The organism is Azospirillum griseum (assembly GCF_003966125.1).
GTDB classification, from domain to species: Bacteria; Pseudomonadota; Alphaproteobacteria; order Azospirillales; family Azospirillaceae; genus Azospirillum; species Azospirillum griseum.
The window spans coordinates 27,585-45,123 of sequence record NZ_RXMA01000027.1 but is presented as its reverse complement, the minus strand read 5'-3'; the positions used below and the strand labels follow the sequence as shown (position 1 = coordinate 45,123).

Below are 17,539 nucleotides of genomic sequence, written 5' to 3'. Positions count from 1 at the left end.
CATGAAAATCATCGAGACGGTTCAGGTGTTTGACAGCGCAACACACCGGCAGGCCGCAACCTTCACCGAGACAAAGCATGACGACTTTATCCTGCGGGTCTGGGATGTTGAGCTGATACCGCCGGATGACCTCGCCGTTGAGGCCGCAGCCAAGCGCCGGTCGGAGCGCGATACGGCAATGGCGGAACCGCTGGCCATTCTCTCACGGCACCAAAATCAGCGTGATTTTGACATCCCCACGACGCTGACCGACGAGCAGGCGATGAAATGGGCGCTCTATCTCCAGGGTCTCCGAGACTATCCCGAGACGGGCGTCTGGCCGAAAAAACCCGAATAGGCCGCGACAAAAATCCAGCCAACACCGCCGCCCGGCCCTCGCCCGGCGGTTTTTTCATGCCCGAAAGGACTCTCGCATGCTCCCCATCGCCACCGTCGTCCAACAGGTCGCCCCGCGTATCAAGCCGAACTACATGGACGCGTTTCAGCAGTGCGACGCGCTGTTCGCGCAATTCGGCATCACCACCCCGCTGCGCATCGCCCATTTCCTGGCGCAGGTGATGCACGAAACCGGCGGCGGCACCGTGCTGTACGAAAACCTCCACTACACCACCGCCGACCGGCTGCTGGCGATCTTCGGCGTCGGCAACCATTCCGCTGCCATCCGGCCCGAGGAGGTGGGCAGCCTGCTGCGCAACGAACAGGCCCTGGCCGAGCGCGTTTACGGCCTGGGCAACCCGCCCAAGGCCAAGGAGTTGGGCAACAGCCGCACCGGCGATGGCTACCGCTACCGGGGCAGCGGGATGCTGCAGACCACCGGCGGGGCGAATTTCCAGCGGATGGGCGACAAAGCCGGGGTGGATTTCTACAACAACCCCGACCTGATCGTCGCCCCGGAACACGCCCTGAAACCGGCCCTGCACGAATGGGATGAAGGCAACCTGAACGCCGCCGCCGACGCCAACGACATCCGGATCATCACCCGGCGCATCAACGGCGGATACAACGGCTTGGACGACCGGCGGGCGTGGTTCGAAAGGATTTACCCGCTGGTCAACGATGACGGCTCCACCCTGGCAGCGGCACCCACCTCCGCCAGCATTGGGGCTGATGATGGTTCTGTCAGATGGCTGCAAAGGGCGTTGAACGCCGCTGGGGCCAAACCGCCCTTGCGCGTGGACGGTGTCAGCGGCCCCGCCACCACCAACGCCCTCCGTGCGTTCCAGCAAAGAGCAGGTTTGGAATTGGATGGCCTCGCCGGGGCGAAGACGCGCGCGGCGTTGATCAACTATCAATCCATCTGAGGAGCGATCATGGAAATCATGTCTCTGCTTTCGGCTTTGCTGGCCGACTATCCCGACCTGCTGACCAATATCCTGTTGGCCATCGGCTTGGCGTCTGTTGCTGACGCAATCCTGCCGGTGCCTGCGCCCAGTTCGCCCTGGTATCGGGCGCGTCGCGCATTGTCAACGTTGGCAAGCAACGTTGGAAAGGCGCGCACCGCAATTTTTTCGGGTGGAGCGTCGGCGGGGGTGATCGGGGCGGCAGCTATTGTTGGTTCGCTGGCCCAACCGATCAGCGGATCGGTCTGCGATGGGCCGCACGAGGCGATCCGGGACGTGCTGGATCGTCTCGATCCAGCTGATCCTGTGGCCTACGCCGCCGGGTTGGCTCAGATCGCGGAGCTGGCCAGCGGCGCGGCGCACCCGGGTTGACGGTTAGATCACGCGGATCGTTCACCGGGGAACGATCCGCGTGATCGTCAGCGTCGATTGATCCGGGTCACGGAATATGTTGCTGCAATGATCAGCGCTGCTCCGAATGCGGTCTGCCAAGATGGGGCTTTGCCCCAAGCCGCATAATCCAGCATCGCCGCGAGTGGGATTTCGATAAAGCTCAGCGGCGCAACTGTGGTGGCCGGAGCGAATCGGTATGCTTGGGCGGTGCAATAGAGCGCGGTCATGCCCAGCAGGCCAACACCCAGAAGCCCAACGGCTTCTGGTGCTGTCGGTGGAACCCATACCCATGCCGTGGGCACGGCAAGAAGCATGGTGCTGATCACCGCATAGGCGGCGACGATCTCAGCGCTGGAAGTCGTCAGGGTCAGCCGCCGAACGGCGAGCTGGCTGCCAGCCGACGCCACTGCTGCAACCATCATTGCCAAAGTGCCAGGTACTTGGTCCGGCAATGTCAGAGTGGGCGAAACAGCGATTACGACGCCTGCAAAACCCACCATCGTCGCGGTCCATAGCTCTGATCCCGTCCGTTCGCCCAAAGTCAGGCGTGCGAGGGGGATCATCAGCAAAATCCGGCTATACAGGATGAGCGTGACCAGAGCCAGGGGCAGTTTGGTGGAGAGGGCGTAGACGCTGCACAACAGCGCAAGCGTACCCAGCCCTGCACGCAAGAGGTGAATGGGCTTGTCGGGGAGCATGCGCAGATCCCGCCATGCCCGCCATGTCACGGCCACCAGAACCAGGGCAGCGGCTCCCCGTACAAAAGCGATTTCCAGTGAGGGCAGGGAGGCACCAAGCGCCTTCATCGCTGCTGTCAGGGCTTGGAATGTGACAGAGGAACCGATTGCCCATAGCACCGCTTTCCCGGTTGCGCTTAAACCTCCGATCACTGTCAGGCTTTTGGCAAGCTGGACGCGCATTCATTTCCTCATATGCCACTGCGCGATGACTCTACATCCTTACATTCGCCGTATCCAGTTCAGTGACTCGGCTCGTTTTGTGTGGAAGGTGGTGTGGAACTGCAGGGTTTATCCTGGTTGTTTCTGCCTTGAACGCCTTGGCTATCATTGTTGAAAGCCAATATGTTATCGCATAACCCCATTTCTGGGGGTCTGGGGGTCGCAGGTTCGAATCCTGTCGCTCCGACCAGTTCAGAACGGAAAAAGCCCTGAAGCCTTTGGCTTCGGGGCTTTTTGTTTTGCGTGCTTTTGGCCTTCCGGGAGAGGGCGTGGTTGATTTGCTCCATTCCGTTCAACCAAAATAGGGGACTGTGCTTCATCTCACGCGCGGAAGGCGGTGAGGCGGGCGTGGGTTTGGACCCCTCTGGTCTCAGGGCGGGTGGATGCACGCAAGGGGTGGTCATGAAGGCGCGCTGGCTTCACATTTCGGATTTCCACTTTGCGGGCGGCGACGCGTATGACCGCAACGTGGTGCTGAACGCGCTGGTCGCGTCGCTGCCACGTTTTGTGCAGCAGGGGCACGGGGCCGATCTGGTGTTCGCCACCGGCGACATCGCCCAGAGCGGCAAGGCCAGCGAATACCAGGCGGTCAGCGACTTTTTCGACGCCGTCCTGAAGGCGTTGGGGCTGGGCCGGGAGCGGCTGTTTGTGGTGCCGGGGAACCACGACGTGGACCGGGCCGCCGGGGTTGGTTTGTCGCGCAGCCTGAGCAAGCGGGAAGAGGCGGACATCTATTTCGGCCCGGCGCATCCGAAGCATCACATCACCGACAAGCAGGCGGCGTTTCTCACCTGGTACAAGGATTACTTCACCGGCATCCGGCGCTTTCCCGAGGCCAGCAGTTGCGGGCCGGTGGAGCGTGTGTCTCTGCCGGGGGGAACGGTGGGTGTGCTGCCGATCAACAGCGCCCTGTTCTGCGCGGGCGACGATGATCATGGCAAGCTGTGGGTGGGGCGGCGGTGCTTGGAGGAAGCGCTGAAATGCCTGAAGGGGTTGACCCCGGATCTGTCGGTGGCGCTGCTGCATCACCCGCTTGATTGGTTGCACGGTGTGGAGGCCAGCAACATCAGGGCGGCCTTGGAACGGGATGTTGATCTGATCCTGCGCGGCCATTTGCATGAAAACACCGTCGCGGCCACCCGTGGCACCAGCGGCGAGGCGCTGCACATCGCGGCGGGGGCGGCCTATCAGACACGGCAATGGCCAAACCGTGCCTTTTTCGCGTCGGTGGACGGGGCGGAGGTCACGCTGTTTCCGATTCGGTACGAAGACAACCCGGAGGAACGCTGGACGGTCGATCCAAGCCTGTTCCCGGATCCGCCCTACAGCGGGCGCTTTCCTCTGGCACGGTTGGCGCAGTCCCAAACCGCTCCGCTCCCGCCGCCACCGCTGACCACCGCGCCAGCGGTGGCGCGCAGCAACATTCCGGCGTTGCGCAACCTGTCGCTGGTGGGGCGGGATGATCTGCTGGCGACGATCACAGCGCGGTTGGGCGAACCGGCACAGGATGCGGTGCTGGTGCTGCGCGGTGCGCCGGGGGTGGGGAAAAGCGAACTGGCGCGCGAACACGCCCGCCGCAACCGCCACCGCTACCCCGGCGGATGTTTCGTGATCGAGGCGGGAAACCGCGCCATCGCGGTTGGTTTGGCGGAGTTGGGGCGGCGTTATCTTGACCTGAGCTTTCCGCCCGATCTGCCGCTGGAGGATCAGGCGGTCCGGGTGTTGCGCGCGCTGCACGCCGCGCCCAGCCTGCTGATTTTTGACAACGTCGTGGCTGTGGAGGATGCGCTGCCCTGGCTGCCGCCCGCCGGTGCGCCGTGCCACACGCTGCTGACCTCGCTGCTGGACCAATGGGGTTTGGTGGCTCCCGATCTGGTGGTTTCGCCCCTGCCCGACGATGCGGCCCTGGCCCTGGTCGAGCGCATCGCCGGGCCGGAGATCGCCCGCAGCCAGGGGGCCGCGCTGCTGCGGATGGCCGGTGGGCTGCCGGTGCAACTGGTTCCGGCCTCCGCCACCCTGAAAAAGGCGGCGGGGCGCGGGCGCGCGGCGGGGGCCGCGTCGCTGATGGCGGCGGAAGCGACGCAGAGCTTTGACGCGGTGTATGAGCGGTTGGCGGATCCGGCGCGCCTGCTGCTGCACGCGGCGGCGCGCCTGGATTCGCAAGCCATTGACGGCGACGAACTGTCCGCTCACCTGCGCGAGGGGGCGGGCTGGACCGACCAAGTGTTTAATGAACACCTGACCCAGTGCCTGGATCTGCACCTGTTGGACGGAGCCGACACGCTGCGGATGCACCAACTGCTCGCCGCCTTCCTCAACGACCACGACCTGTCGGCGTCCATGATCGGCATGGTGCCGAAGGTGGCCGCCGCGCAAGCGCGGGCGATGGTCGCGGCGGCGCGGGAGGTGGCGCGGCAGCCGAACCGGGCCGATCTGGCAACGCGCCTGTTCCGTTTCCAGCCCGAGGTCGATCGCTGGACGATTCTCGGGGTGGAGTGGTCAGCGGATGATGCGCAATGGATGCAACGCGCGCTCCACCAGCTTGGTCGGTTTGAGGAGGCATTGGCTTGGGCGCTGCGGTCGGTCGAACGGGCCGAAGCGAAATCCAGCGAGGGCATTGCGGACCATGGGCGGTTCGGCGTTTGTCTGAACAATGTTGGGTCGTGCCTCAGTCGGCTGGGGCGCTGGTCAGAAGCGCAGCCTTGGCTTGAACGGGCTGTCGCGGCGGCGGAGCAAGGCGATGGGGATGGCCACGTGGACCACCAGAACCTTGGCGTGAGCCTGCATGAGGTGGGCATCTGCCTGCTCCGTCGCGGAGAGCACGCCGCCGCGCAAGAGTGGTTAGAACGGGCGGTTGCGGCGAAGGAGCGAGGCGACGTGCATGGCCGCGTTGACCACGAGAGTTTTGGCACAAGTCTGCACCAGGTGGGCATGTGCCTGTCCTTTCGCGGAGAGCACGCCACCGCGCAAGCATGGTTTGAACGGGCGGTTGCGGCGGCGGAGCGAGGCGACGTGCATGGCCGCGTTGACCACGGGAGCCTTGGCCGGAGCCTGCATCAGGTGGGAATCTGCCTGTCCAGTCGCGGAGAGCACGCCGCCGCGCAAGAGAGGTTTGAACGGGCGGTTGCGTCGGCGGAGCGAGGCGACGTGCATGGCCGCGTTGACCACGAGAGCCTTGCCATCAGTTTGGACGCGGTTGGTCACTGCCTGCTGGAGCTCAACCGACCGGATGAGGCGGCGGTGTGGCTGGAGCGGGCGGAGGTGGAGCGGGCGATTCCCAACGAGCCGGGGGTGTAGGGATGATCGGGCCACGCGGGCGAGGGGGGGAGGAGCCGGGGCAGCGCAAACCAACCGGATGGAACGGTGGATGAGGCGAGGGATTGGCGGGGGAAGGCCCCCCGCCGGACCACGCCTGTCAGCGCCGATGGATCAGCGCAGATCGACGCCCGCCTGGCGGAAGGCACGGGACAGGGCCGCGACGATGTCGGGATCGACCTCCCCCGTTCCGTAATCGAAATTGATTACGGCGTACCACGGAACACCGGCCTTGCTCGCCAGCATCCGTGTCGACCAGCCAAGGCGCAGTCGTGCCGCTTGGCACTGCGTCCCGGTCATGTTCGTCGACTCCACACGATAGCGTTGCACGATGGACGCCTGTCACCGGACCAACACCCCAAACACGCGAATCGGTTTGAGGGGGGATCGGTGCCAAACATCGGTCAGCGTGAAGAATGCAGTAATCGGGGCCGCTTGTCATGCATCGGATTGTTGCAAGCCACGTCGCCCAGTGTTGTTATCCGCTCATAGTGTTGCAAAAATTTTAAATTTTACTGAAAAACGGCCAATGATTGGCAGAAGAGCGGGAGTGTCCATTTTGGGATGGACGCAACACGGATAGGGGTTTCCCCGCATCCCGGCACCGTCGCGCCGGGCGCGCGCCAGCGCGGTTACGCCGGTGGGGGCAGGTGTTTGGTCAACCGCACCCGGTTGCGGGAGCCGTCGCGCTGGTAGCCGGTCCGATCCATCGTCTGCATCACCAGAAACAGGCCAAGGCCGCCGACCGGGCGATCCTCGACGCCGCTGGTCAGGTCGGGGGCAGGGGGGGCGGCGAAGGGGTCAAAGGGCGGCGCGTCGTCCTCGATCTCCACCTCGACGCTGGTCCCATCGTAGCGCAGCCGAACGGAGATCACCCCGCAGACCCCGCCATGGCTCAGGGTGTTGGTGATGAGTTCGTCCAGACAGAGCGTGATCTTGAAGGCGATGTCCGGCGGCAGGCCGTTGCGCGTGGCAAAGGCGTCGACCGCGTCGGCCAGCCGGGTCAGTTCCCCCAGATCGGCGCGCAACTCCAGATCGAGCCGGTCGCTCATGCCCTGTTCCCTCTGATCCGGTGACGCGCGGTTGGGTGCCGCTTTACTGTGGGGACGGATGAGGGGGCGTGCAAGCCCGGCTCGGCACCACCGGGCGGGTCCACCGTGACAAATGCGCGCCGGGCATCGGTTGACGCGGTGGAACGGGCCGCACAGATGACACAATGGGACAGGAGACTCCACCGGGGAGTCGGAGCGCGGGGGAACACGCCATGCCAAAGATCGGAGCATCAGCGATCTGGACGCGGGTGAGGGCCAGGATGGGCGATCCCGCCGCGCAACACGCTCTGGCTGATTCGCTTCGTCCGCTTGATCTGGCGGCGGCGATTGCCTGGTACCGCAAGGCCGCGCGTGGCGGGCATGTCGGTGCGCAGGCGATGTTGGCCTTTCTGCTGGCAAACGGGGTGGGTGTGCCCGCCAACCCGCGCGCGGCGGTCGCCTGGTACCGGCGGGCGGCGGCGCAGGGCGATGTGGGCGCGCAGAACAATTTGGGTTACATGCTGGAACAGGGGGCTGGCTTGCCGCGTGACCCGGCGCGGGCGGCGGGCTGGTACCGGTTGGCCGCGCTGCAAGGATCGGCCACCGCGCAGGTGAATGTGGCCTTGCTGCTGCTGGACGGGCGTGGCGTGGCGCGCGACGAGGTGCAGGCGGTGGCGTGGCTGCGCCGGGCGGCGGTTCAGGGCAACATGGCCGGGCAGTTCCGATTGGCGTTGTGCCTGAGCCAAGGTGTGGGCGTGCCGCGCGACCCGGTGGAAGCCGCGCGCTGGTTTGAGGCGGCGGCCCGCCAAGGCGATCGCGAGGCGGCGGAGGCGCTCCACGCGTTGCGGGCGGCCGGTGCCGCGCAAAAACCGGCGGATCCTCAGGCCACGCTGTCGGACTCCGCGCAGGACGGGGACGAGACCGCCGAGGAGTGGCCGCCTCCGCCCGCGCCAGGCACGGCGGTTTGGGTGGAGAACGACCGGCGGTAGCGCGGGAGGCGTGTCTGGGTTGCGCCTATGCACAATCCGCGCGTGTTCATCCAGCCTCGGCAAAGATTTAAAACACATTTGTCGGCAATCCGCGTCAGTCGCCATCTTGTCTTGACGCTCCAAATCCCTGACCATGGTGGTAGGACCGCATAGACGGACCGCTGAAGATGGGGTGGTGAGACCGTGGCGAAAGCGATGGGAACGGGTTCGGAGGCCACCTTATGATTGTGGGTGGCGGTCTGGCGTTGCGCACCGGGGCCGTGATTGCGGCCACGGTGGCGTTGGCGGTGTTTCTGTCGGTCATTCTGGCCGGGTTGAAATTCGAACAGAAGCTGCGCGACATCACCAGCTCCCGCCTGTGGGTGGTGGCCGATGACATGCGGCGTCACGTCGAATATGGCCTGACCTTGGGGCTGGATCTGGCGGAGCTGGTGGATGTGCAGGCCCAGGTGGAGCGGGTGGCGGCGGGCGATGAAATTTTGGGCGTCGAAGTGGTCGATGACCGGCGCACCGTGCTGTTCGCCGCCGATCACGCCGCCATTGGCACCAGCACCCCGATCCATTGGGGGTTGGAATCCGGCCTGATCGGTGATGGCGTGCACCAGCAGATCGTCGGCGATGCCCTGATCCTGGGCGCGCCGGTGCACAACAGCTTCGGTCAGGCGGTGGGCGAGGTGATCCTGCGCTCCTCGTTGGGTGGTTTGCGGGGGCGCATCGCGCGGGTGGAGGCGGAACTGGCCAACGGGACCTTCGTGCTCGACGCCATCACCGCGCTCATCACCCTGATCGCGACCTTCCTGACCGTGCGCTATGGGGCCTTGCAGTTGAGGCGTGGTGGCGCGGCGGCGGATGGTGAATCGAGCAGTCTGGTGCGTCAACGGCTTCGGAGCGGGGTGGACAGCGCCGAGCAGGCGATGGCGGCCCTGGAACGGGATTTGGACGCCCTGACGGCTCGGGGAGGCAACCGATGACCACCCCCGTCAAACGCGCGCATGATCCGATTGGCGCGCTCATCCTGCGCCTGACCATTGTGACGGTCGGGGTCCTGTTGCTGGCCGCCGGGACCGCCTCCTGGCTGTCGCTGCGCAGCTTCGACCCTCTGGTTCAACCGGAACTGGCCCGCAAGGCGCAGACGGTTGGTGAACTGCTGGCCACCCAGATCAATCGCGGCCTGTCCGTGCGCATCCCGTTGGAACGGATGCCGGGGCTTGACGCGTTGCTGAAGGAAGAGGAGGCGCGGCATCCCGACATCGCCTATCTGGCGGTTTCCGATTCATCGGGCCGCCTGATCGCGGCGGCGGGCGCGCCGTTGGCCGGTGTGTCGTCGGTGGCACTGGATCGGATGGCGGCGGGCGATGACGACCGTCTCGTCTCGGGCTTCATCGACATCGCCCGCCCGTTGGGCGCGGCGGACGCCCCGGCGGGACGCATGCATGTGGGCGTTGACCGCGCCTATCTGGCCAAGGCCTCCACCAATTTGATGCTGGATGTGCTGTCGGTCGTCATCGTCGCCGTGCTGTTGATCTTCGAGATCTTGCAGCTTGTGGTGAATTTGGCGATGCGGCGAGCGCTGGCCTTGCGCATGGTCGCCGAACGGGCGGAGGACGGCGATTTCCGCGCCGATCTGCCACGGGATGGCGATGACGGGGCCGCGCCCTCGGACAGCGTGGAGGCGCGCGGCCTGCTTGATGGGGTGAACGCGCGCTACGCCGCGCTGTCGGCACGGGTGGCCGGGTTGGTCGCGCGGTTCGGCCCGGACGATTCTCGGGTTGCCCAGGCGCAGGCGGGGTTGAAGGCGCTGAACGCCCGCTTCCGTTTTCGTGATCCCAGCCGGGCAGCGGGGGCCGCGCCGGAGCCGTCGCCGCTCAATCTGGTGTTCCTGCGGTTGCCGGTGTTCCTGTTCTGCTTTTCGGAAGAGCTGTCGCACCCCTTCCTGCCCGCCTACGCCATGTCCTTTGCCAATGATGCGCCATGGCTGTCGCCCGATATGGTGGTCAGCCTGCCGATCACGCTGTTCATGCTGATGTGGGCGATTTCCCAGCCGGGTGGTGCGCGTTTCTCCGAACGGTTGGGGCGGTCCCGCGCGTTTCTGATCGGGGCCTTGCTGGGATCCATCGGGCTGGCGATGACCGCCTTCGCCCCGTCGCTGCTGGCCCTGATTCTGTCGCGTTGCGTGACGGCGCTGGGCTATGGCTTGGTGCTCATCACCGCCCAGGGAATTGTCATTGACCACACCGGCCCGCGCAATCGCGCGGGGGGGATGGCGATGTTCATTGGCGCGCTGCTGGCGGCGGGTGTCTGCGGGCCGGTCAGCGGCGGGATGATCGCCGATCTGGCGGGATTCCGCGTCACCTTCCTGTTGGGGGCGGTGTTGGCGCTGGTGTCCGGTCTGTCGGTCTGGGGGTTGCTGCTGCGTGGACGCCCCAACCCCGAACGGGCTGCGGTGTCGCGGTCGCTTCTGAGCGGGGCGTTGCCGTTGTGCCGGGATTTCCGGTTCCCGGTGTTGATGGTGTTGAGCGCCATTCCCACGAAGATCGCCGCGACGGCCTTCCTCTTCTGTCTGGTTCCGTTGCTGCTCTCCGCCGATGGCGCAAGCAAGGCGGAGATCGGACGGGTTCAGATGATGTATTTCGTCGCGTGCATTCTGGTGTCGCCCTTGGCCGCCTCCCTGTCCGACCGGTGGCAGGCCCGGCGTGGTTTTGTCGCGTTGGGCGGCATTGGCACGCTGTTCAGTTGTGTGCCCATCGTGGCGACCGACGCCATGTGGGGACCGCCGCTGGCCATTGCGCTGTTCGGTGTATCGCAATCGATGATTGCTTCCCCGCAATTCACCATGGTGTCGCAAATCGCCCGCGAGGGCGGATTGCCGGAAACGGCGGCCATCGGCTGGTACCGTTTGATCGAGCGTTTGGGGGGGGCGGTCGGCCCGGTGCTGGCGATGATGATCGCCGCCGCCACGTCCTACCGAGAGGCGATGCTGGGCATCGGGCTGCTGTGCGGCGGCAGCGCCCTGCTGTTCTGGATCCTGTACAACTTGCGCAAAACACCGGTCGCCCGACCGCAGGAGGCTTGAGCCATGCTCCACAACCGCAACCGCTTGGTTCCGAATGCGCCTCTGGCGGGTGACACGGTGTCGGATGTGGAGGCTTTGGCTGAGGCCCTGGGGCATCGCCCCAGCCGCCGCCGCTTCCTCAGTCTGGCCGGGGCCGGTGGGCTGGCCTTGTCGGGTGGCTTGCCCGGCGTCGCCCTTGGCGCGCCCCCGCCGCCGGAAAAGACCTTCCGCATCACCATGGTGCTGGGGCGCGGCGAAAGCGACAACGAGTTTGGCTTCAAGGATTATCTGGCCCGCCGGGGGCTGAAGGTCGAATACACGATCCGCAACACCGGCGGTGACATGTCACTGCTGCCCCCGATCCTGAAAGAGATCCGAGAGACCCGTCCGGATCTGATTTACAGCTGGGGCACCCCGCAGACCCGCGCGTTGGTCGGCCCCCACGACGGAGCCAATCCGGCGGAACACATCACCGACATCCCCGTGGTGTTCACCTTCGTCGCGGCCCCCATCGACGCCAAGATCGTTGCCAATCTGGAACGACCGAACCGCAATGTGACCGGGACGGTCCATATTGCCCCCATTCCGGTGCAGCTGAACACGATTCTGGCCTATCGCCCCATCAAGCGGCTGGGCGTGCTCTACAACCCGCAGGAGCGCAATTCGATTCTGACGCTGGAGGGACTGCGCGCCGAAACCGCGCAACGTGGTTTGGAGTTGCTGGAAGAGCCGGTGCCGTTGGACGCGCAGGGTGAGCCGATGCCCAGCACCCTGCCGACGCTGCTGAGCCGCGTGGTTCAGCGTGGGGCGGAGATGCTGTACATCGGACCCGACACCTTCATTGCCTTCCGCAACCGCAGCCTGGTTGCGGCGGAGGCCTTACGATTACACTTACCCACCTTTTCAGCCACCGAACTGATCGTGCGCACGGACAAGGCGATGCTGGCGCTGGCGAGCAGCGCCTATGGCATTGGGCGATTCACCGCCTTCAAAGCCGCGCAGATCCTGCTTGATGGTGTCAAGCCGGGGGACATCCCGGTGGAAACGCTCAAGCGTTTTTCGGTCATCATCAACATGCCGACGGTGCGCGCGCTGGAATATTATCCGCCCATCGGTCTGTTGAATTTCGCTGAGATTGTGGAAACATGACCGACTCGCATGCTGCGGATTCGCCCTCCGCACCCCGATTGTGGGGTGCGGAGGCTCGTGCGGTTGCCGGTGTGCGGCTCAAAACATTGTCTGCCGATCTGCCCGCCGATCTGACGACGCGGGTCCTGACCCCCGATGACGCGGATCGCTTGCACGTCTTTCGTCTGAGCGTGGTGTCGTCGTTGGCGGACCCGGATCATTACCGTATGGCTGGCGAGGTCGGGAATTTCGTGGCTGACCATCTGGGCGACAAGGGACTGACCGCCGGTATCTTCCGGGGTGATCGTCTGGTCGCTTACGGGGCCATCGGGTTGCCCGGGCCGGGGGATGCCAACCGGGGCCGTGATCTGGGATTGCCGGAAGAGGAGTTGGCGCTGGTTGCGCACATGTCCTCCGCCATGGTCGAGGCCCCGGATCGTGGGCGTGGCCTGCATCACCGGTTGATCGCGTGGCGGCTTGAGGTGGCGCGCGCGTTGGGGCGGCCCCATCTGTTGACCACCGTCAGCCCGCGCAATCACGTCAGTTGGGGGCATCTGGCCCAACATGGCTTGTATCCGCGCCGTTGGTTGCAGGTGGACAAGGATCTGGTGCGTTTCCTGGTCCATCGCGATGTGCGGGTCGAACCGGTTCTTGACACAACCACCGCGAGGCTGGTTCCTCTGGAACGCTTGAGCGGGCAAACGGATTTGTTCGCGCAGGGCGGGCGGGTCTGGGCGCGCCTTTCGGGGGGCGATGTTCCGGGCGGGGCTGCGGGAGCGGAACGCCGCTGGTACGCCTTGTGCGGGCGGGAGCGGATCGGGCCGGATCGGTGATGCCTCGCCGCGAGCGGTTCGGAAAGGGCGGAACGATGGCGGCGGGAAGCTTTGCGGCGCGTCTGGCGGTTTTCATCGTGTTGGCCACGGTGCTGGCGGCGGCGGCGGCGGTTGGGCTGTGGACGCGCGAGCAATCCCGACGCCTCGACGAGGCTGTGACCTCCCAGGCCGCGTTCGTGTTGACCGAGGCCAAGGCCGCGCTGGAAGGCCAGCTCAATCTTGGTTTGGCGTTGGCTGATCTGCCGCAGGTGGATGGGCTGCTGACCCGCGCCCGTGCGGCCTTGCCATCGGTCGACTCCGTTGCGGTTCTTGACGAAGCCGCGACCATCCTGTTCTCGACCAACGCGGTCGAAGTGGGCGACGTATCCCCGCTCGGCGTTGTGCCGCCCCACGGTTCCACGATGGCGGGCGGTGCCGGTGCAAGCGTCTGGATCAGCGATGTGTCGGGGGAGCGGGTGTTCGGCATCGGGCTGACCACCAGCTTCGACACAATGGCGGGGGCCATTCTGCTGCGGGTTCCGATCGCGACCATGACCGACCGGGTCCGCCATTACGCGCTGACCTTGTCCGTGGGGGCCTTGGCCGCAGGTGCGCCCTTGGCGCTGGTGGCGTGGGTGGTTGGCCTGTGGCTGGCCCACACCCCACGCCGGGCGTTGTCGGCGGTGGCGGAGGCGTTGGAGGGGGTTGAGCACAACCATCGCTCAGGTGCGGATGGGGCCGCCGCCGGGGAGACCCTGGGGTTGCCGGTGCCGGGTTTCCTTGCGGCGGTGCGTCGACGTCTGGGGCTTCTCGACAAGGCCGAGCACGAGGTTTCGCGATTGGATGAACTGGCATGATCGCCGCCACGCAACGGCGCGCTCACCGTTTGCTGTGGGGCGTTCCCATTCTGATCCTGATCGTGGCGCTTCTGACCATGGTCTCGGTCGGCTTGATCGGCACTCTCGTGGCGGAAGAGCAACTGGGTGAAACACGCGCGGCCAAGGCCGCCGCCGTGGCCGAAGCGGTGCAGTATGATTTGGAACGCGCGCTGTCGTTGGGCATCCCATTGGATCGGATCGAGGGCATCAGCGCCTATCTGAATGGCATTCAGGGCCGCAACCCTGATCTGGGATTTCTCCTTGTCACCGGCGAGGATGGGGCGTGGATGCACGGTGTCGCCCCCTTTGCCGTTGGTCATCTGACCGCGCTGGTCGATTCCCTGCGCGGGCTGCCATCGCCGTCGGCGCGGACGGCCGCGCTTCAGCCCATCGCGCGCGATGGCTATCTGATTGTGCGCCTTCCGTTGCGCCGTGTGGCGGCCACCGGATCATCAGCGGAGGCGGCGGGCGCAGGCGCGCGTGCCGGCGCTGGGGCCGGCCATGTGTTGGTTGGTGTCCAACCCGGCGAGGTGCGCAGCCAGATCGCCGAGGACCTGCTTGCTGTGGCGCTGGGCGGAGCGGCGGTTCTGCTGCTGCTGGCCCAGGTGGCCGAAGCGTTGGTGGAGGCGAGCGTGCGTGCGCCGCTCGCCCGGCTGTCGCGCCTGATGGAGCGCGCGATTGCGGGGGATTTCGGCAGCCTGATCGGGCGTCGTTCCCCGGATGCCGTGGGTCGGGTGCTGCGCGCCTTCAACGCCGCCGTGTTCAGCATGCACGATCGCCGCCAGCGCTTTGCCGCGCACGCCGAAGAGGTGCGCGGCGCCGTTTTTGATCCTGAGGTGGCGCAGGCTGTGGAGCGGACCCGCGCAGAAGCCCTGGCCGCGTTGGGTGATGGATTGGACCGGCCGCCGCAACGGGTGGCGGACACCGGCATGGACGAGGTGCGCGCCTACGCGGCGTTGGTTATGGCCGCGCTGGTGTTGGTGCTGATTCTGTCCCAGACCAGCGGTGCCGGATCGGGCACGCTCATCCTCGCGGTGGCCGGTGGTGTGGTGGTCGCGCTGGGGTTGGCCCGTGGACTTGGCGCGCGGTGGCATCGGGTGGCGGCGTCATTGGCGGCGTTGGGGCTGGCGTTGTGCGCCGTATTGTACCTTGCCGGATGGTCCCCGGGGGGGTGGCTGGCCGCAGGGGGGTGGCTGTCCGGGCGGTGGTTGTCCGCATTGGGGCTGTCTGGCGATGGCTGGTTGGCGGGCGCGCGGGCGGCGTTGGCGTTTGGAGGGGGGATTGGGGGCGTGGCGGTTGGTCTCGCCCTGGTGTCCGCTCGTCACCAGACCGTGGATGTCGGCGGAGTGGCGCGTGTGCTGCGGGCGGCGCTGGCGGGGGCCTTCGCCGCCGGGTTGTGGGCGGTGGCGCTGGAGGCCAACGGTCCCTCCATGATGCTGTCGGCTGCGACGTTGGCGGTGTTGGCCGCCGGGTTGGCCCGTCCGTTCGCCGTCGCGCGGTCATGAGCGGCTGACGGACATGCTTTTGCGAACCCGCATCATCCTCTTCGTGTTCGCAACCCTGGCTGTGGTGGCCGGTCTGCTGATCGGCGTCGGCGTTGTCCGGGATGGGGAGGCCAACCAACGCGCTCGTGACCTGGAATTGGACCGACTCGGCGTTGCCTGGCGCTTGGCGGTGACGGAAGCGGCCATCCGCATCGACCAGGATCTGATCCGGTTGACGACGGACCCGGCGTTGCTCCGGGCGGTGGCGGCGGGCCAGCGTGGCGCGCTGGCCGAGCGTATGTCGGTGCATGCCGGCGGTTCGAATCCGATCGCGGATGTGAATCTGTTCGGGATGGATGGGGCGTTGCTGTACGCCACCGATCCCGCCTTTGACGCGCCACCGTTGTTGACCAAACCTCTGTTGGAACCGGTGCTGGCCGGTCGGGGCCGTGTGCGCGGCGTGCGGCTGTTGGATGGCGGGCAACAGAGCGCCCGGACCAGGCTGGTCGCCGCAGCGCCGGTGTATGGCACCACCCTGGAGGGCGGAGGTCGGGTGATCGGTGCGGCGGTGGCGGCGGTTGACCTGTCCCGCGCTCTGGACATCTTGCGGGACAACACGGGCGGGCGGGTGTTTGCGGTTGGGCGCGATGGAACCTTGCTGGATGGCGGCGGTGATCCGTTGTGGCCCTTGGTCAAGCCTCTGGTGGTGCTGGACGGGCGTGGGCTGCTGACGTTGGACGCGGCTGGCCGTCGATACGCCCTGGCCAGCCTGCCGGTCGCCGATCTGGCCGGTGGGCGGGCGGCGACGGTGCTGGTGGCCACGGATGTCACGGCGACGCTGGCCGAACAGCGCCTGTGGTCGATCGCGCATGGCGCGGCGGTTCTGCTGCTGCTGCTGGGAGCGTTGGCGTTGCTGTATGGCTATCTGTTGCGGAATTTCGCGGTCCTGGACGAGGCGGTTCGGGCGTTGCAGGCGATTTCGCAGGGGCGGGCCATGGGCTATGTCGAATTGCCCACCGGCAACGACGAGATCGGGCGGATCGGCGGTGCGGTCACGGTGTTCCGGGGAGTCATGAGGGAGCTGGAACGCACCGCCGGGCAGCGGGATCGCCGGTTGCGCCGCCAGCAGCGCTTCATCCGGCGGCAGATGGAGACGCTGGCGGTGACGCTGGAGGAGGACGCCCGGCAAAGCCTGTTGGACGAGTTGCGCCAGATCGAAGCGGACGCGCAGGACGCGGCATCCCCCCAATCCAAAGGGGTGGGGGACGAGCTGGGCCTGCTGGCGCTGGGCTTTTCGCGTCTGGCGACGCGGGTCAGCACACAGCAGGTGCAGCTGACGCAGATGGTGCGCGATTTGCGCGACGCGCTGGCCGACAAGCGCCGCCTCATCAGCCTTCAGCAGGAGTTGGAGATCGCGCGCACGATGCAGCTCTCCATCCTGCCGCAGGCCTTCCCGGAATCGTCGGCGCTGGACATCGCCGCGCGGATGATCCCGGCCAAGGAGGTGGGGGGCGATTTCTACGACGTGTTCCCGGTGGGGGAGGACCGGCTGGGGCTGGTCATCGCCGACGTGTCGGGCAAGGGCATTCCCGCCGCCTTCTTCATGCTGATCGCACGGACGATGCTGCGCGCGGTGGCCGAATCCGGGGTGGGGCCGGGGGAAACCCTGCGGCGGGTCAACACGCTGTTGGCCGCTGAAAACGAACAGATGATGTTCGTCACCGTTTTTTACGCCGAGTTGGACACGCGCAGCGGCGCGCTGTGCTTTGCCAACGGCGGCCACAACCCGCCGCTGCGCGTGACCGCCGCCGGGGCCGTCAGCGTGTTGGAGCGCAGCGCCGGGATCGCGCTGGCAGTGATGCCCGACATGCCCTTTGCCGAACGCCGGATCGCGCTGGCCCCCGGCGACCGCGTGATCCTGTTCACCGACGGCGTGACCGAAGCGTTCGACGCCAACGGGGCGATGTATGGCGATGACCGTCTGGCCGCAGCGGTGGGCGGGCCGGAGGACGCGCCCGCGCGGGCCAGCCTGGACGGGCTGCTGGCCGACGTGGCCCGCTTCGCCGACGGCGCGCCGCAGTCCGACGACATCACCGTTCTGGTGCTGCGCTGGTGCGGGGCGATGGGTGCCGCCGCCGGTTGAGGCGTGCTATACAGG

Annotated in this window: 15 protein-coding genes; 12 read left to right on the top strand and 3 right to left on the bottom strand. The window is 66.4% G+C overall.

Annotation, left to right across the window (positions count from 1 at the left end):
* The first annotated feature begins 1 nt into the window (after position 1).
* The 3 genes from EJ903_RS21420 to EJ903_RS21410 all read left to right on the top strand — a co-directional run bounded on the left by EJ903_RS21420 (position 2) and on the right by EJ903_RS21410 (position 1,712).
* Positions 2-337: a tail fiber assembly protein gene (locus EJ903_RS21420; RefSeq protein ID WP_126619286.1), complete on the top strand. Its 336-nt coding sequence runs from the start codon at positions 2-4 to the stop codon at positions 335-337.
* Between the two features lie 76 nt (positions 338-413).
* Complete coding sequence (locus tag EJ903_RS21415) at positions 414-1,301, top strand: peptidoglycan-binding protein (protein ID WP_126619284.1); 888 nt, start codon at positions 414-416, stop codon at positions 1,299-1,301.
* Positions 1,302-1,310: 9 nt separating this feature from the next.
* A complete protein-coding gene (locus EJ903_RS21410; RefSeq protein WP_126619282.1) occupies positions 1,311-1,712 on the top strand; it encodes a hypothetical protein in 402 nt (133 codons plus the stop codon).
* A gap of 47 nt (positions 1,713-1,759) precedes the next feature.
* On the opposite strand, the gene EJ903_RS21405 is transcribed toward EJ903_RS21410, so the two are convergent.
* The gene (locus tag EJ903_RS21405) at positions 1,760-2,653 is read right to left on the bottom strand and encodes a DMT family transporter (protein WP_126619280.1); all 894 of its coding nucleotides are present in this window, start codon (positions 2,651-2,653) and stop codon (positions 1,760-1,762) included.
* 441 nt (positions 2,654-3,094) lie between these two features.
* Here EJ903_RS21405 and EJ903_RS21400 point away from each other — a divergent pair, with 441 nt between their 5' ends.
* Positions 3,095-5,989 (top strand): tetratricopeptide repeat protein, encoded by a 2,895-nt coding sequence (locus tag EJ903_RS21400; RefSeq protein ID WP_126619278.1) that lies wholly within the window; start codon positions 3,095-3,097, stop codon positions 5,987-5,989.
* Positions 5,990-6,121: 132 nt separating this feature from the next.
* Here EJ903_RS21400 and EJ903_RS21395 read toward each other — a convergent pair whose 3' ends face one another.
* Both EJ903_RS21395 and EJ903_RS27040 read right to left on the bottom strand, forming a co-directional pair.
* Positions 6,122-6,307: a helix-turn-helix domain-containing protein gene (locus tag EJ903_RS21395; protein WP_126619275.1), complete on the bottom strand. Its 186-nt coding sequence runs from the start codon at positions 6,305-6,307 to the stop codon at positions 6,122-6,124.
* A gap of 332 nt (positions 6,308-6,639) precedes the next feature.
* Positions 6,640-7,059 carry an ATP-binding protein gene (locus EJ903_RS27040; RefSeq protein ID WP_158627969.1) on the bottom strand — a complete coding sequence of 140 codons (420 nt, stop codon included), beginning with the start codon at positions 7,057-7,059 and terminating at the stop codon, positions 6,640-6,642.
* A 260-nt stretch (positions 7,060-7,319) separates the two neighbouring features.
* Here EJ903_RS27040 and EJ903_RS21385 point away from each other — a divergent pair, with 260 nt between their 5' ends.
* The 8 genes from EJ903_RS21385 to EJ903_RS21350 all read left to right on the top strand — a co-directional run bounded on the left by EJ903_RS21385 (position 7,320) and on the right by EJ903_RS21350 (position 17,524).
* Positions 7,320-8,027, top strand: coding sequence for a tetratricopeptide repeat protein (locus EJ903_RS21385; RefSeq protein ID WP_246015819.1), 708 nt, complete (start codon positions 7,320-7,322; stop codon positions 8,025-8,027).
* A gap of 221 nt (positions 8,028-8,248) precedes the next feature.
* The gene (locus EJ903_RS27035; RefSeq protein ID WP_158627968.1) at positions 8,249-8,998 is read left to right on the top strand and encodes a hypothetical protein; all 750 of its coding nucleotides are present in this window, start codon (positions 8,249-8,251) and stop codon (positions 8,996-8,998) included.
* A complete protein-coding gene (locus EJ903_RS21375) occupies positions 8,995-11,100 on the top strand; it encodes an MFS transporter (RefSeq protein WP_126619269.1) in 2,106 nt (701 codons plus the stop codon). The genes EJ903_RS27035 and EJ903_RS21375 overlap by 4 nt, the downstream gene beginning before the upstream one ends.
* A 3-nt stretch (positions 11,101-11,103) precedes the next feature.
* Positions 11,104-12,228 carry an ABC transporter substrate-binding protein gene (locus EJ903_RS21370; RefSeq protein WP_126619267.1) on the top strand — a complete coding sequence of 375 codons (1,125 nt, stop codon included), beginning with the start codon at positions 11,104-11,106 and terminating at the stop codon, positions 12,226-12,228.
* The gene (locus tag EJ903_RS21365) at positions 12,225-13,040 is read left to right on the top strand and encodes a GNAT family N-acetyltransferase (protein ID WP_126619265.1); all 816 of its coding nucleotides are present in this window, start codon (positions 12,225-12,227) and stop codon (positions 13,038-13,040) included. Before EJ903_RS21370 ends, EJ903_RS21365 begins: the two co-directional genes overlap by 4 nt.
* Complete coding sequence (locus tag EJ903_RS21360) at positions 13,040-13,876, top strand: hypothetical protein (RefSeq protein WP_246015818.1); 837 nt, start codon at positions 13,040-13,042, stop codon at positions 13,874-13,876. Before EJ903_RS21365 ends, EJ903_RS21360 begins: the two co-directional genes overlap by 1 nt.
* Entirely contained in the window at positions 13,873-15,402 is a 1,530-nt protein-coding gene (locus EJ903_RS21355; RefSeq protein WP_126619263.1) for a methyl-accepting chemotaxis protein, read from the top strand. Before EJ903_RS21360 ends, EJ903_RS21355 begins: the two co-directional genes overlap by 4 nt.
* Before the next feature lie 13 nt (positions 15,403-15,415).
* The gene (locus EJ903_RS21350) at positions 15,416-17,524 is read left to right on the top strand and encodes a SpoIIE family protein phosphatase (RefSeq protein WP_126619261.1); all 2,109 of its coding nucleotides are present in this window, start codon (positions 15,416-15,418) and stop codon (positions 17,522-17,524) included.
* Positions 17,525-17,539 lie beyond the last annotated feature (15 nt).